General features: G+C 33.4%; 11 protein-coding genes. All 11 read right to left on the bottom strand.

Annotated elements, in window-relative coordinates; translation table 11 throughout:
• Positions 1 to 167: 167 nt before the first annotated feature.
• Positions 168 to 3,413, bottom strand: coding sequence for a T9SS type B sorting domain-containing protein (locus tag BMY86_RS11365; protein WP_091469406.1), 3,246 nt, complete (start codon positions 3,411 to 3,413; stop codon positions 168 to 170).
• Positions 3,414 to 3,419: 6 nt separating this feature from the next.
• The gene (locus BMY86_RS11360; protein WP_091469402.1) at positions 3,420 to 3,881 is read right to left on the bottom strand and encodes a hypothetical protein; all 462 of its coding nucleotides are present in this window, start codon (positions 3,879 to 3,881) and stop codon (positions 3,420 to 3,422) included.
• A gap of 279 nt (positions 3,882 to 4,160) precedes the next feature.
• Entirely contained in the window at positions 4,161 to 4,595 is a 435-nt protein-coding gene (locus BMY86_RS11355; protein WP_091469399.1) for a LexA family protein, read from the bottom strand.
• The gene (locus tag BMY86_RS11350; RefSeq protein ID WP_091469397.1) at positions 4,589 to 5,854 is read right to left on the bottom strand and encodes a Y-family DNA polymerase; all 1,266 of its coding nucleotides are present in this window, start codon (positions 5,852 to 5,854) and stop codon (positions 4,589 to 4,591) included. The genes BMY86_RS11355 and BMY86_RS11350 overlap by 7 nt, the downstream gene beginning before the upstream one ends.
• Before the next feature lie 90 nt (positions 5,855 to 5,944).
• Entirely contained in the window at positions 5,945 to 7,711 is a 1,767-nt protein-coding gene (locus BMY86_RS11345; protein ID WP_091469394.1) for a cytochrome c oxidase subunit I, read from the bottom strand.
• A gap of 31 nt (positions 7,712 to 7,742) precedes the next feature.
• Positions 7,743 to 8,903: a cytochrome c oxidase subunit II gene (locus BMY86_RS11340; RefSeq protein WP_091469390.1), complete on the bottom strand. Its 1,161-nt coding sequence runs from the start codon at positions 8,901 to 8,903 to the stop codon at positions 7,743 to 7,745.
• 19 nt (positions 8,904 to 8,922) lie between these two features.
• Positions 8,923 to 10,452, bottom strand: a complete 1,530-nt coding sequence (locus tag BMY86_RS11335; RefSeq protein WP_091469387.1) for a quinol:cytochrome C oxidoreductase — start codon at positions 10,450 to 10,452, stop codon at positions 8,923 to 8,925.
• 25 nt (positions 10,453 to 10,477) lie between these two features.
• Positions 10,478 to 11,038, bottom strand: a complete 561-nt coding sequence (locus BMY86_RS11330; protein ID WP_091469383.1) for a c-type cytochrome — start codon at positions 11,036 to 11,038, stop codon at positions 10,478 to 10,480.
• A 6-nt stretch (positions 11,039 to 11,044) separates the two neighbouring features.
• Positions 11,045 to 11,569, bottom strand: coding sequence for a DUF3341 domain-containing protein (locus BMY86_RS11325; RefSeq protein ID WP_091469380.1), 525 nt, complete (start codon positions 11,567 to 11,569; stop codon positions 11,045 to 11,047).
• Between the two features lie 11 nt (positions 11,570 to 11,580).
• Positions 11,581 to 13,017 (bottom strand): NrfD/PsrC family molybdoenzyme membrane anchor subunit, encoded by a 1,437-nt coding sequence (nrfD, locus tag BMY86_RS11320; protein WP_091469377.1) that lies wholly within the window; start codon positions 13,015 to 13,017, stop codon positions 11,581 to 11,583.
• 27 nt (positions 13,018 to 13,044) lie between these two features.
• Positions 13,045 to 16,104 carry a TAT-variant-translocated molybdopterin oxidoreductase gene (locus tag BMY86_RS11315; protein ID WP_091469374.1) on the bottom strand — a complete coding sequence of 1,020 codons (3,060 nt, stop codon included), beginning with the start codon at positions 16,102 to 16,104 and terminating at the stop codon, positions 13,045 to 13,047.
• Positions 16,105 to 16,122 lie beyond the last annotated feature (18 nt).

Below are 16,122 nucleotides of genomic sequence, written 5' to 3'. Positions count from 1 at the left end.
CGGGAGACTTTGCGCAGCGAAAGCATATTAGGGCTTTAATTATTCTTGATATACCCAAATCTTATATTTTCTTCACCACATACGTTACTATACCCCAAATGATAAAATTATTTTCTTGGGTGACTTCAATGGGTTCAAAGGAAGGATTTTCAGGTAATAATAACAAACTATTTTTTTAAAGTAAAATGCCCTTTAAAAATTCTACCATCCTCTAAATTAATAACATACCAATAATCAGAAGAAGGCATTATTTTATTATTATAAGTACCATCCCAACCTGTAGAAAGTGGTGAAATTTGTTTTAACAACTTTCCATATCTATCAAAAATATGAATTGTAGTTTTAGTGTTATAAGAATTACTAACGCCTTTTATGTTCCAATAGTCATTATAGCCATCACCATTTGGTGTGAAATAGTTTGGAATTCCAAGTAAGCTAATATCTTTCTGAGCAATTCCACAACCGTTATTATCTTTTACATAAACCGTGTACGTTCCAGATTCTACATTATAAAAGATATTACTGATTTGATAATTAATTCCGTCTAAACTATATTCATAATCTCCAGAACCACTAACATTTACTATTATCGAATTATTATCAGATAAATCATTAATTACAATATTTTCAATGGTTGCAATATTTGATGCTGTTACAGTAATAGTTCTTGTTTTTACACAGTTTTGGGCATTGGTAACTACAACAGTGTAAATCCCTTCTGTATTTATCGTTAAATCATAATTTGTTTCTCCAGTTAATAAATTTCCATCTAAAAACCATTGATAGGTAAAATCGTTTATTGTTGAAAAATCTTGTAAACCTGCATCTATAACTTTTACAAAATTTGGATTATTACTACAAACTAATTCTGAACCAGTTGTATTTATTCTAGGAGTTGGTTTTACTACAAATGGAATACTTGAAGTCGCTTTACATGCTGTATTTGTCGGATTAATTACTTCAACAGATATGATTTGTGAAGCAGTAGAAAACGGATTTGGTAATGGACTTGGTAATACATTTCCACTTACATCATAATACTTAACAATCATTCCAGTTTGTGAACCTAAAATTGTTGCTTGAAATGTGCTTGTATCAAAAGGAAATAATCCATCTTGAGAAAGCGGGTCTACTTCATCATCACATGCTGTCGTTAAAGTTGCTGCAATTGGAAAAGCTTCTGGTAAATCGTCGACTATGAATTGAATGGTTGCCTCATCATAACATGCAGTTGTTGTATTATTTGTTGCTCTAGCCGTAATAGTTTGTGTAGTTGTTACAAACGGATTTGGTAACGGACTTGGCAATGGGTTTCCATTCTGATCTTTGTAACTAACTGTTACATTTGTTAAACCATTTAGTAAAGTGGTTTGTAAATTATTGGTATCGAAACCGAAAAGACCATCATGATTATCATCACAATTTCGGATAATTTTATTTTCAATAAATGGAATTTGCTCTACATTCAACGTAATATGATGACCTAAACCTAAACATTCATTATTAACTTGACTATCCACTCGAATATAAATATTTTGTGCATTTGGATAACCAATATTGGTGTAATTAGAAATATTTGTAATTGCATTTTGCTCTGCTAAAGCATCTGCTTGATTTTTGTAGTATTTAATAGTTAACAACTGCCCAACTGGATACAAAGCTTGAATTTCTGAAGTAACACTACTAAAATCAAAAGTAGCAATTCCGTCCGTGTTTGAACCTGACAAAACATCATCACAAACAGTAAAAACTTTTTGAAAACTAGATGGAATTGAAGTTGTAGAAACATTTAAATTCAATTGTCCTACTCTGTAACAACCATTTGTATTTTCTATACGAACATAAACCACATCATTACTCACAATCTGATTAGTATAAGTGATTGGATTTGTTATTCCGACTATTGTATTGTCGTTTTGAGCATCTATAGCATTCTCAAAATAAGTAAAAGTTAATCCTGTTGTATTGGCTACAAATAAACCTTCTGCTTCTTTTAGATTAAATGCACTAAAGCCATCATTATTATCGTCGCATTGTTTTAAGGTTACAACATTTTTTGTTAAAACTGGTCTTGGATAAATTGTTATATCTCTATTATTACTTCCAGTTCCTTGTGGAGTTGTAATAGTTACAGTTACTGGATAAGTTCCAGCATTTGTATAAATATGTGTTGGACTTATAGCATTAGATATGTTACCATCACCAAAATTCCAATTGGCAGATAAAATAGTTTGATTGGAACTGAAACTAAAATCAACTGTATCACCTTCACAGGAATTGTTAAATTGAATGGCTGGTGTAAAAAAGAAAGATTGATTAAATACAGGTAATCCCGAATAACAAATTTTTCCATTGAGATTAACACTATTCAAAGTAAAATTACAACTTGTACCAATTACATCAGGTGTATTTATAGAACTTAAAAAATTTTCATTAGACATTGCCAAATAAATTTTCATATCTGGTCCCAACTGTAAAGACCTTGGATAATGAGCACCAGATGTATTGTTGTAAATAGTCGTTTTTGATGCTGTTATATTAGAAGCATTCAAATCAAGTTGATAAACATTACCGTTTGAACCTGAACTAACGTACAATAACGAATTACTTGGTGAGAACTCAACACCATAATATCTTTCAGAATCTGACAATAATACTTGTGCATTTGATAACTGACCAGTAGCATTATTAAAATCTAATAATTCTAAGGTTGAAACATTTGAGTTCGCATAACAAATTGCTAATTTTGAACCATTAGCTGCAATTTTCATTGCCCCTTGTGAATCTGTAACATTACTTCCATTTTGTAACGCAGTATGTCCAACATTACTTACTACTGGAGTTGCATTCAAACCAGTAGACGTTAGTAAGTATGTATTAAAACTATTATTATTCCAACCGTGTGTAACTATCCAATAATCTGTATTATTAGCATGTTTTACTACTGCAATTTTTTCACAAGTTGGTGAATAAACTAAAACATTCTTATTTGCAGTAACAGCTCCTAAACCACCATCTAATGATAAATCAATTATGGAATAACAAAATCCATTGATTTGTGTTTCTCTATCTAAAGTAAATACATAAAATAAATTTGTTGATCCTGGTACTTGAACTATAGTTCCAGATTGAGTAGAAGAATCATGACCTAATAATCCAGTTCCGTTAGGCATTACTTGATGGTTTCTATTATAAACTGTTCTTCCATCAGTATAAAAAAGTAATTGTCCTGCAGCATTTGATAATGTGGCGCATCCTTCTCCAGTAATAAGTGAGCCATCCGTTACTGCAACTGGTGAACCACTGGCGAAAGAAATTCCTGCCTTATTACCAAAATACCAAAAATTGGCTTCTCCCTGAGGAAAAGCCAACATAGAAATAAAACATATTATAAAACTACAATAGTTTTTCATTAAACTTTATTGAAATCGCACTAATGAATATCCAGTAGCTTCACCAACAAATGAATCACTAGTTTTTGTTCCAGAAGGCACTATTATCTCCATAGAATTTTCGGTTAATGAAGTGATTTTAGCACCAGCTAACATTGGTAAAGATTGTGCATTAAAAGTATCATTTTCTAAAAACTGATTATAAAATACAGCCTCATCATCTGTAACACATGTTGAGTTAAAAAAATAAACTGTCATTTGCTTATCTCCAGGCTGATTTGTAAAATCAATAACTACTCTTTTACCAGCACAAACTGGTTGAAAATCTACTACAGAGCCATCAGCTCTTTTCAGTTTTGTAAACTTCCATGGCCCTAAAATGTTTTCCCAACTTTTAGTTACTTGCGACTCTGTTTGTGGGTTATCATCGTTTTTTGAACAGGATAATAATGATAAGATTACAACTAATAAAATAATTGTTTTTTTCATTTGATGTTTTATTAATAATAAACTTTTTTCTATGATTTTTTTAAAAAAATTAAATTGGATATTTCTATCTCAATTTCCAAAGAATTACAGACCATTTTCAAGTCATAAAAATCATACAAAAATAAATCATTTTACATATATACATTACGGATTTCCCGTAAAATTATAAATCTCGTTTTTTAACCATCCAAATATTTGAGATGATTTTAATTATCGGATAAAAACCCAATTAGATCAAATAAATCAAGAAAATAGTATATTAGAATAAAAAATGTAGTTTTATATCTTTTTCACCACATAGGTCACAATTCCCCAAATAATAAAATTGTTTTCTTGGGTGACTTCGATGGGTTCGAAGGAAGGATTTTCAGGTAATAATAACAGACTATTTTCTTGCACTTTTATTCTTTTCACGGTAAATTCTCCATCGATGAAACAAACGGCAATTTTACCATCTTGAGGTTCTAAACTTTTATCGATAACTAAAATATCGCCATCGTCAATTCCGGCGCCATTCATAGAATTACCACTCGCTTTAGCATAAAAAGTTGCTGTAGCATTTTTCACTACAATTTGATCAATACTCAATCTGGTTTCGTCAAAATCGGCAGCAGGTGAAGGAAAACCTGCTTTAATTCCACTCGAAATGTATGGCATTTCAAGTTTTGAATCGCCATTTGGTATAAAGAATGATATTTTATTATGTTTTAGCATTTGATAACTAATAATTCTGTTAGATCTGTTGTATATTTTTTAGACAAAAAGTTTTGTTTCATTTTCCAAGTACGCTGTAAGTCTTGATTTCCGAGTCGGATTTTACGCTCGCCCGTTTTCCTTCTGATGTCGTCCATCACTTTCATTAATTTTTCGTGTTTTGGATTTTCTTCCACGAACAAATTGAATTGTTTTTGCTGTTGCGGAATAATTTCAGTAATAAAAATACCCGCTTTGGTATAAGTTCCATCCGCCTGGAAAAGTTTTTCTACCATTTTAACAGCCGTTGTACTTAAGGTAATACTAGATTGAGTTGCAAAAGGCAATGCTTCGTATACGGAAAAGTTATAACGCTCGTTTCCGGCTTTATATTTATCCTTTCTAAGATATATTACAATCCCGTTACAGCACGATTTTTGTTGTCGCAACTTCTCAGCTGCAATAGTGGCAAAAGTAGAAACACGCTCTTTTAAATCGTTTAAACTGGAAATGGGTTTTTCAAAAGTACGCGTTACGGCAATATTTTTCTTAGCTTCAGCTGCTTTTTCAATATCCAATACAGATTGTCCTAATAATTCGGCACGCAGTCTTTTACCCACTACACCCATAGTGCGAACTATATAATTTTCGTTATGAGGTAAAGTGAAATCATAGGCAGTAGTCATTCCGAACGCCTTCATTTTTTTTGATAACTGATACCCAATTCCCCAAACATCTTCAATTTTGGTCCATTTCAACGCTTTGATTCGTTTTTCCTCCGAATCGATAACATAAACACCACCTGTTCGTTCTTGAAATTTTTTAGCGATACGATTGGCAATTTTACTCAAAGCTTTTGTTTCGGCAAAGCCAACACAAACGGGTAAACCAATCCATTTTTGAATGCGTTGTTTCATTTGCAAACCACAAGATTCAAAATGAGTAATATTGGTATTTTTAAAATTAAGAAAAGCTTCGTCGATACTATAATTTTCGATATCTGGTGTAAAACCGGATAACACATCCATAACACGATTACTTAAATCGCCGTACAAGGCATAATTAGAAGAAAAGACAGCAATTTGATGTTCTGCAATAAGATTTCGGACTTTAAATTCGGGTACACCCATACCAATTCCGAGTGCTTTTGCCTCGTCACTTCTAGAGATAATACAACCGTCGTTATTGGATAAAACAACTACTGGTTTATTGAGAAATTGAGGTTGAAAAACACGCTCGCAAGACACATAGAAATTATTACAATCGACCAATGCAAACATATTACAAAGATACGAGGAATGCTTGAAAAGAAATTAGAGTGTTAATAAATAAAAAAGTCCCAATTTTCATTAGGACTTTTTTAATATATCTTAGTGGTGTAATTCCACTTCACCTTCTTTCATTGGTGTAGTTTGCGGTACGAAATCTTCATCGTGACCTGGCTTACTATAGTCATAAGGCCAACGGTGTACAGCTGGGATTTCTCCTGGCCAGTTACCATGCATATGCTCAACTGGTGCTGTCCATTCTAATGTGTTAGAACGCCATGGGTTCATTGGAGCTTTTTTACCTTTGAAAATACTGTAGAAGAAGTTCCAGAAGAATACTAATTGGAACGCTGCTCCAACGATAGCAAACATAGTAATTAATACGTTTGTATCAGCTAACTCATCAAATAATGGGAAGTTAGAGTTTGTATAATATCTTCTTGGTAAACCAGCCATTCCGATAAAGTGCATTGGGAAGAATACTCCGTAAGCACATACAGCTGTTACCCAGAAATGGATGTAACCTAATGTTTTGTTCATCATTCTACCGAACATTCTTGGGAACCAGTGGTACACACCAGCGAAGAATCCGTATAGAGCAGAGATACCCATTACTAAGTGGAAGTGAGCAACTACGAAATAAGTATCGTGTACGTTAATATCCAATGTACTATCTCCTAAGATGATTCCCGTTAAACCTCCAGAAATGAAAGTAGAAACTAATCCGATAGAGAATAACATAGCAGGATTTAACTGTAAGTTACCTTTCCATAATGTTGTGATATAGTTAAATGCTTTTACCGCAGATGGGATTGCAATTAATAACGTTGTAAATGTAAATACCGAACCTAAGAATGGATTCATACCTGAAATAAACATGTGGTGACCCCAAACGATAGTTGATAAGAAAGCGATTGCAATAATAGAAGCAATCATCGCTCTATAACCAAAGATCGGTTTTCTAGAGTTTGTAGCAATAATTTCAGATGTAATACCTAATGCAGGTAATAATACGATATATACTTCAGGGTGTCCTAAGAACCAGAATAAGTGTTCGAATAATACTGGAGAACCACCTTGGTAATGTAACACTTCACCTTTGATAAAGATATCAGATAAGTAGAAAGACGTACCGAAACTTCTATCAAAAATTAATAATAAAGCTGCAGAGAATAATACAGGGAAAGAAATAACCCCGATAATTGCAGTAATAAAGAATGCCCAAACAGTTAAAGGTAATCTTGTCATTGTCATTCCTTCTGTTCTTAAATTGATAACAGTAACGATATAATTTAATGAACCCATTAATGAAGAAGCAATGAAAATAGCCATAGATACTAACCATAAAGTCATACCTAAACCAGAACCTGGAATAGCTTCTTCAAGAGCAGAAAGTGGAGGATAAATTGTCCAACCTGCAGAAGCAGGACCTGATTCTACGAATAAAGAAACAATCATTACCACACAAGAAATAAAGAACATCCAGAACGATAACATATTCATGAAACCTGATGCCATATCTCTTGCTCCAATTTGTAATGGAATAAGTAAGTTACTAAACGTTCCTGATAAACCTGCCGTTAATACGAAGAATACCATGATTGTACCGTGAATTGTAACTAATGCTAAATAAATATCGTTTCGCATTACTCCACCTGGAGCCATTTTTTCACCTAAGAAAATTTTAAAAATCTCGAAAGATTCTTCTGGCCAAGCAATTTGCATTCTGAAAAATAAAGATAAAACTACCCCTACAATTCCCATTAATAAACCTGAAATTAGGTACTGCTTAGCAATCATTTTATGATCAATACTAAAAATATATTTAGTAATGAAAGTATCTTTATGATGACCGTGATCGTGTGACATAATAAATGTATTATTTTGAATCTTTATTTAATTATTTACCTTTAGCAACTGCTTTTGTTGTATCAACTACTGCTTCTGCAACAGCTGGAGTTTCTTTTACAGCAGCTGGATCTTCTTTTGGAGCATTAGCTTCTTTAATTGCAGAAGCTAAAGTTTTTTGCTCTTTTAACCATTTTTTGTAATCTGCTTCAGATTCAACAACAATTTTTAATTGCATGTTAAAGTGCGAAGCTCCACAAATTTTATTACATAATAATAAGTAATCAAATGTATATGGTTCTAAAGCTGGTTTACCTTGAGCAGCTAACTCAACCGATTTTTTAGCTCTAATTTTATTGATACCGTCTACTTTTTTAACCATTCCAGGCATGTTACGCATATCTGCAGTAGTAATTGTAGGAATGAAAGCAAATTCAGTTACCATACCAGGAACACAGTTCATTTGTGCTCTAAAGTGAGGCATATAAGCTGAGTGTAAAACGTCTTGAGAACGCATTCTGAAATGAACTTTTTTACCAACTGGTAAGTGAATTTCAGTTACTACTTTATCATCTTGAGACGCACGGTCAGACATATCTACTCCTAAAGTATTAACATCTTTAATATAACGTACGTTAGCTTTACCTAAAGTATTATCATCACCTGCATAACGAGCTTCCCAAGAGAATTGTTTTGCATATAATTCAACATTGATAACTTCTTCATCTTCGTCTACATACATAATTTGGTTCCAAGTATATAATCCGTAAAGAATTAAAACCGCTAATACAATAACTGGAATAATTGTCCAAATTGCTTCTAACTTATTGTTATCTGCGTAGTATAAAGCTTTTTGACCTTCTTTACCTCTATATTTGAATGCAAAATAGTGTAATAAAAACTGAGTAAGTGTTTGAACTGTAAAGATAATAATCCAAGAAATATTCATTAAATTATCATAATCTTTACCGTGTTCTGATGCAGGAGTATCTAAAACGAAACTTCCCCATTTGATAAATGAATAGATTGTAAAAATGTAGATAAACCCTACAAATGCAAACATTAAATATCCATTTATATTATTGTCTTTATCATTTGCAATGGTAGAGTCGCCTTTTGCCATTCCAATTTGAGTTAGACTAAATATCTTAGATAATTGCCAAGCAGCAACTCCTAATAAAACTATGATTAAAAGTATCAATAAACCGTTCATTTGTTTATTTCTTTAAATATTAATAATGAAAATGTTTGCTTTCTTCGATGTAAGGATTACCTTCTGATTCTAAAGGTGCTTTTGTTAATGCAGTGAACACAACAAAGATGAATAATCCAGCGAAGAAAAGAACTGAACCAATTTCAGATGCTCCAATAAACCATTGATCTCCAACAGTTGCAGGCATAATCATATTGAAGAAATCAATATAGTGACCTGATAATATTACGATACCTGCCATTACCACAACCCAGTTAAGACGTTTGAAATCAGCATTCATTAATATTAATAATGGGAATACGAAATTCATAACAACCATTCCGAAGAAAGGTAAATTGTATTTTTCAATACGTGTTACAAAGTAAGTAACTTCTTCAGGAATATCAGAATACCAAATCAACATGAACTGAGAGAACCATAAGTATGTCCAGAATACACTGATACCAAACATAAATTTAGCTAAATCATGTAAATGAGATTTATTTACATCAGGTAATAAACCTTTATTTTTTAAGTAAATTGTAATTAAAGTAATTACAGTAATACCACTTACAAAGAAACTTGCAAATACATACCATCCGAATAATGTACTGTACCAGTGAGGATCAACAGACATGATCCAATCCCAAGACATAATTGATTCAGAAACGATAAAGAATACTAAGAATGTTGCAGCAGCTTTATAGTTCTTTTTAAAGAATGATAAATCTTTAGTTTGATCTAATTTGATAGAGTTTTTTCTAGAAATATATCTATATAAGTTCCATCCTACTAAGAAAACAATTGCTCTAATTAAGAAGAATGGTACATTTAAGAAACCTGATTTCCCTTGAATTAAATGATCGTGTTTTACTACTTCTGGATCCATCCAAACAAATAAACCATTGTGTCCAAAATGGAAAGCAGCAGCTAATAAAAGGATGAAGAAAATAATAGAACCTGGTAATAAGTAGCTAGAAACACCTTCCATTACTCTGAACAAAATTGGAGACCAACCTGCTTGAGATGCCCATTGAATTGCGTAGAAAGCTAAAGCACCTACTGCAATTAACATGAAGAAAATACAAGCAACATATAATGCCGACCAAGGTTTGTTTTGTAATTGGTGAAACACATGTGAAACGTGTTCTTTGTGTTCTGCATCATGATCAACATGCACTTTATGATGTTTGTTTACAACTAAATCGTTATCACCATTATTATTAACTACAGGAGCAACAGCTACAGCAGTTGTGTCTAATGCTAAACTAGTTGTATCAACAGCATGAGCAACTTCATGTTTTAAAGTATCTTTAACTTCATGAGTTGTTGCATCGTGAGAAGCATGCTCCTCAGTTTTTGCATGTTCATTGTGTGAAGCTCCTTCGTGAGTTGCTTCAGCGTGAGTATCGTGGTGACCTCCACCATGATGAGCTTCTTGCTCTTTTAAAATTGCTTCAACATCTGCTTCTGTTTTTGGAGCACTAAAGAAACCATATCCGATTCCTAAAATACCTAAAACCATTAAGGCAAATGAAAAACTTTTTAATCTACTTGAAAACTGGTACATATCTATTATTTTCAAAAAAGTAATACTATTTTAATTCTGATTTAAGTTTCATAACATAATCAGCAACTTGCCATCTTTCTTCTTTTGACAATTGATTAGCATGAGAACCCATTGCGTTAATACCGTAAGTTTCTACGTGAAATACGCTACCAACAGTAATTTCTCTATCTTTATAATTAGGTACACCTAAGAATTTTTCTCTTTTAGACAAATTACCTTTTCCGTCTCCAGCTTCACCGTGACAAATAGCACAGTAAATTGTAAATAACTCTTTACCTTTTTCAGAATCAATTTGATCTGCAGTTAAAGGAGATGGATTCGCTTTAGAAGCAGCATATCCTTCTGGAGTATTAGGAATTTCATAAGGAGTAAAACCTCTTTTAATTGTTCCTACAGCTGGAATTTGACCTTCTTTACCTTTTTCACCTGATGGAGAATTAAATGCATCTGATTCAGCATAAGTTTCATAAGGAACAGGTTCATACATGTTTGGAAAAAACTGGTAATTAGGTGCCGATTTATCAAAACAAGACGTCATCATGAATGATAATCCAACGAATGACATTATTTTTAAAACACTTTTCATATTCTCTTAATGCTTATCAATTACTTTAACTTCTACTGCTCCAGTGTTTTTGAAGAAAGATACTAATTCTTCTTCGTTACCATGAACTCCAACTTCCATTAAAAAATGATCATCAGTAGTTCTAACATCTGGATTTTCTGCTTGTTTAAATGGCCATAATTTACTTCTCATGTAGAAAGTAATAACCATTAAGTGAGCTGCAAAAAATACAGTTCCTTCAAACATAACAGGTACAAAGGCTGGCATATTTTGGTAAAATGCCATACTTGGTTTACCACCAATATCTTGTGGCCAATCTTCGATCATGATAAACTTTAAAAGTGAAGCATAAATACAAAGACCTGTGATTCCAAATAAGAATGCACAAATTGCAATTCTTGTTCCTGCTAACCCCATTGCTTTATCTAGTCCGTGAACTGGAAATGGAGTATAAATTTCTTCAATATGATGATGTGCAGCTTTAGTTTTCTTTACTGCATCTAGTAAAATATCATCGTCGTTATAAATAGCGTGTACTACTTTATTACTCATAATCTCTAATATTAATGATGATCGTGTCCTTCGTGTCCATGAGAATCGTGGTGGTGCTCTGGTTTAGCATCTCCTCTTTCTCTTTTAAAATTATCTCCTGAAGATTTTAAGATAGTCTTAACCTCTGCTTGAGCAATTACTGGGAAACTTCTAGAGTATAATAAGAATAATACGAAGAAGAAACCGATTGTTCCGATATAAATACCAGCATCAACAAACGTTGGTTGGAACATTGTCCAAGATGATGGTAAATAATCTCTATGTAATGAAGTAACAATGATTACGAAACGCTCAAACCACATTCCAATGTTTACAACGATTGAAATAATGAAAGAGAAAGCAATACTTGTTCTTAATTTTTTAGACCACATAAACTGAGGTGAGAATACGTTACAAGTCATCATTAACCAATATGACCACCAGTAAGGTCCTGTAGCTCTGTTTAAGAAAGCATATTGTTCATACTCTACACCAGAATACCATGCTACGAATAACTCAGTAATATAAGCACATCCTACAATAGAACCAGTAATCATGATTACGATGTTCATTAATTCGATATGTTGGATTGTGATATAATCTTCTAAGTTAGATACTTTTCTCATGATGATAAGTAAAGTATTTACCATGGCAAATCCTGAGAAAATCGCTCCAGCAACGAAGTATGGAGGTAAAATTGTAGTATGCCAACCTGGAATAACAGAAGTTGCGAAGTCAAACGATACGATTGTGTGTACCGAAAGTACTAACGGAGTAGCTAAACCTGCAAGAACTAAAGATACTTCTTCGAAACGTTGCCAATCTTTAGCTCTACCAGACCATCCAAAAGAAAGGATTGAATATACTCTTTTTGTAAATGGAGTAACGGCTCTATCTCTTAACATTGCGAAGTCAGGTAATAAACCAGTCCACCAGAAAACTAACGATACTGATAAATACGTAGAGATCGCGAATACGTCCCATAATAATGGCGAGTTAAAGTTAACCCATAATGAACCGAATTGGTTCGGGATTGGTAATACCCAGTATCCTAACCATGGACGACCCATGTGGATGATTGGGAATAAACCTGCTTGAACTACTGAGAAAATTGTCATCGCCTCTGCAGAACGGTTAATCGCCATTCTCCATTTTTGACGGAATAACAATAATACAGCTGAGATAAGTGTACCAGCGTGACCGATACCTACCCACCAAACGAAATTGGTGATATCCCAAGCCCAACCAATTGTTTTATTTAATCCCCAAGTACCAATACCTGTTGAGATTGTATATACCATACAGCCTAATCCCCAAAGGAATGCAGCTAATGCTATCGAAAATACTGTCCACCATAGTTTGTTAGCTCTACCTTCTACTGGTTTAGCCACATCTACCGTTATATCGTGATAAGATTTATCACCAATAACTAAAGGTTTTCTAATGGGTGCTTCGTAATGAGACATAATCCTTTATATTGTGTTTCTTATTATTAATTATTTATCGTTTCTAACTTTAACGTGATAGAAAACATTTGGTTTAGTACCAATGTGCTCTAATAAATGATACATTCTATCGTCTTCTAATAATTGAGCAACGTCAGAATCAGCATTATTCACATCTCCAAATTTCATAGCTCCTGAAGTACAAGCTGCAGAACAAGCTGTTTGGAATTCATCCTTACCAACTTCTCTTCCTTCTTTCTTCGCTTTTAATTTTGTAGCTTGAGTCATTTGGATACACATAGAACATTTTTCCATAACTCCACGAGAACGAACGTTTACATCTGGGTTTAATACCATACGTCCTAAATCATCATTCATGTGGTAGTTAAATTCGTCATTTTTGCTGTATAAGAACCAGTTGAAACGACGTACTTTATATGGACAGTTGTTTGCACAGTAACGAGTACCAACACATCTGTTATATGCCATATGGTTTTGACCTTCACGACCATGAGATGTAGCAGCAACTGGACAAACTGTCTCACAAGGAGCATGGTTACAGTGTTGACACATAACTGGTTGGAAAGCAACTTGAGGATTTGCAGATGGATTTTCCATTGCATCTAAAGCATCAATTGAATTCATTAATCCTTTAGCTCCTTCTTTTTTATCGATATCACCAGCAAAAGTTTCTTGAGAAGAATAATATCTGTCAATTCTTAACCAATGCATATCTCTACTTCTTCTAACTTCTGATTTACCAACAACTGGTACATTGTTTTCAGCATGACAAGCGATAACACACGCTCCACATCCTGTACAAGCATTTAAGTCGATAGACAAATTAAAGTGATGACCTGTAGTTCTATCAAATGAAGTCCATAAATCTACTGATGTAGCAGCAACTTCTTTGTGGTCTAATGAAACAACTGGAGTTGGGTTATACACCTCTTTATTTCCAGCATCATTAGCTTTATTGAATGTAGTTAAAGTAGTATCTTTAATGATATCACCTCTACCCATTAATGTTCTTTGTAACTGAACACAAGCAAATTCGTGTTCACCATCAGCTAAAGTAATAGAAGCAGATTGATTAGCATTAGCATTAGCATATAATGCATAAGCATTAACACCAACTTGCATTTCTTCTTTTAACGCTTCTTTTTTACCATATCCGAAAGCTAAACCTACAGTTCCTTCAGCCTGACCTGGTTGGATAATTACTGGAGCAGTAACCGTAGCATTTCCTACTTTAATAGTAGCATAGCTTCCGTTTAATCCACCATTAGCAACGTTGAAGTTTTGTAAATTCCATTTTTTAGCATCAGCTTGAGCAACGGTTACATAGTTATCCCAAGAAACTCTTGTAATTGGATCTGGAAACTCTTGTAACCAAGGGTTGTTTGCTTGTTGACCATCACCCATTCCAACTTTACTATACAATACTAAATCTGTACCGTTTGAAGTTGCAGCAGCTAATTTAGATACAGAAGCACCAAAGTTAGCACCTTGAGCAGCTAATGCTCCAACAGGAATTGCAACGAATCCATCATGAACGGCTTGATTCCAAGTTTTACCAGCTAAATTAGCAGCAGCAAAACCTTTTAAGAAATCATAATAAGTTGCAGAATTATCATTCCACACTAATAATGCTTCTTGGAATTGTTTTGTATCAAATAATGGACGAATCGTTGGCTGAGCAATACTATAGTTTGAACGTGTAATAGCTACATCGTTCCAAGATTCTAAATAATGATTAGCAGCAGCAGCAATATTTACTTTAACAGCTGTTTCATCTTCTTTTGTAGTAAATGCAACAGATAATTTAACTTTTCCTAATCCAGAAACGAAATCTTTTGAATTAGCTAAAGTGTAAACTGGATTAACTCCACTCATAATTAAAGTGTGAACATTTCCAGCATTCATATCTGCAACTAACTGAGCAACTGCTTTCGCGTCACCTTTTCTAGTTAATTTTGCATCACCAGGATTAAAAGCTTCTGATTTTAAAGCGATATTGATACCTAATACTAATAATTGAGCATCAAAATCATCTAAACCTGTAACAACTACACCTTTAGATCCAGAAGTTTTTAATTGTTGAGCTGCTTTTTCAACTTCTGCATCTAATTTAGATAATTTAACAGAAGAACCAGCACCTGTAACTGCGTTATATAATTTAACTAAAGCTTTCTTTTGATCTGCAATAGTTAAAGGAATTCTTTTATCAGCATTAGCTCCAGCTAAAGACATGTTAGCTTCGATTTGAATGTGCTTAGACATTTTTCCGTTTTTAGGAATACGTCCTTTTGCATATTCAGCATCGTAACCTCCACCTTGCCAATCACCTAAGAAATCAGCACCAACAGAAACAATAGTATCTGCTTTTGAGAAGTTATAATTTGCTAAAGCTCTAAATCCATATACAGATTGGAAAGCATCTAAAGCATTAGAATCTGAAATTGCATCATACACAACATGCTTAACGTTTGTATATTTTGCAGCTAAATCAGCAATTAATTTATCAGTAGATGGACTAGCAGTAGTATTTGTTAAAACAACAACTTGACCACCTTTAGCTTTAGCTTCTGTTAAACTAGTTTTGATTTTTGCATTTACTTGATTCCAAGTTGCAGGTTTCTTATCGATTTTAGGACCTTTCAATCTTAAATTATCGTATAAAGAAAGTACCGAAGCATGAACTCTTGCGTTTGCTCCAGAAACTGCACCTTGTAAAGTATTATTCTCAACTTTTATTGGACGACCTTCACGAGTTTTGATTAAAATATTTGCAAAATCATAACCATCTGCAATTGTTGTAGCATAATAATCAGCTACACCAGGAATAATTTCTTCCGGTTGAACTACATAAGGAATTGATTTTACAACAGGCCCCTCACACGCGGCTAATGAAGCAGCTGCTGTACTGAACCCAACATACTTTAAAAAGTCACGACGTGAAGTAGATGAATTAGAAAGACTTTCTTTATCACCTAAAAACTCATCAACAGGAATTTGTTCTACAAATTCGTTGTTTTGTAGCGCCTCAACAATAGAACTATTTTCATTTAGTTCTTCAACACTTTTCCAGTATTTTTTGTTTGATGCCATTGTATATAGATATTAGCT

This window comes from Flavobacterium urocaniciphilum (assembly GCF_900110615.1).
GTDB classification, from domain to species: domain Bacteria; phylum Bacteroidota; class Bacteroidia; order Flavobacteriales; family Flavobacteriaceae; genus Flavobacterium; species Flavobacterium urocaniciphilum.
Note: the sequence above shows the minus strand (reverse complement) of the source record. Positions and strands in the feature narration are given on the sequence as shown.

What these genes read in the sequence shown, in the direction of transcription:
- BMY86_RS11365 (WP_091469406.1), bottom strand. Translation starts at nt 3,413, where the DNA reads ATGAAAAACTATTGTAGTTTTATAATATGTTTTATTTCTATGTTGGCT.
- BMY86_RS11360 (WP_091469402.1), bottom strand. Translation starts at nt 3,881, where the DNA reads ATGAAAAAAACAATTATTTTATTAGTTGTAATCTTATCATTATTATCC.
- BMY86_RS11355 (WP_091469399.1), bottom strand. Translation starts at nt 4,595, where the DNA reads ATGCTAAAACATAATAAAATATCATTCTTTATACCAAATGGCGATTCA.
- BMY86_RS11350 (WP_091469397.1), bottom strand. Translation starts at nt 5,854, where the DNA reads ATGTTTGCATTGGTCGATTGTAATAATTTCTATGTGTCTTGCGAGCGT.
- BMY86_RS11345 (WP_091469394.1), bottom strand. Translation starts at nt 7,711, where the DNA reads ATGTCACACGATCACGGTCATCATAAAGATACTTTCATTACTAAATAT.
- BMY86_RS11340 (WP_091469390.1), bottom strand. Translation starts at nt 8,903, where the DNA reads ATGAACGGTTTATTGATACTTTTAATCATAGTTTTATTAGGAGTTGCT.
- BMY86_RS11335 (WP_091469387.1), bottom strand. Translation starts at nt 10,452, where the DNA reads ATGTACCAGTTTTCAAGTAGATTAAAAAGTTTTTCATTTGCCTTAATG.
- BMY86_RS11330 (WP_091469383.1), bottom strand. Translation starts at nt 11,038, where the DNA reads ATGAAAAGTGTTTTAAAAATAATGTCATTCGTTGGATTATCATTCATG.
- BMY86_RS11325 (WP_091469380.1), bottom strand. Translation starts at nt 11,569, where the DNA reads ATGAGTAATAAAGTAGTACACGCTATTTATAACGACGATGATATTTTA.
- BMY86_RS11315 (WP_091469374.1), bottom strand. Translation starts at nt 16,104, where the DNA reads ATGGCATCAAACAAAAAATACTGGAAAAGTGTTGAAGAACTAAATGAA.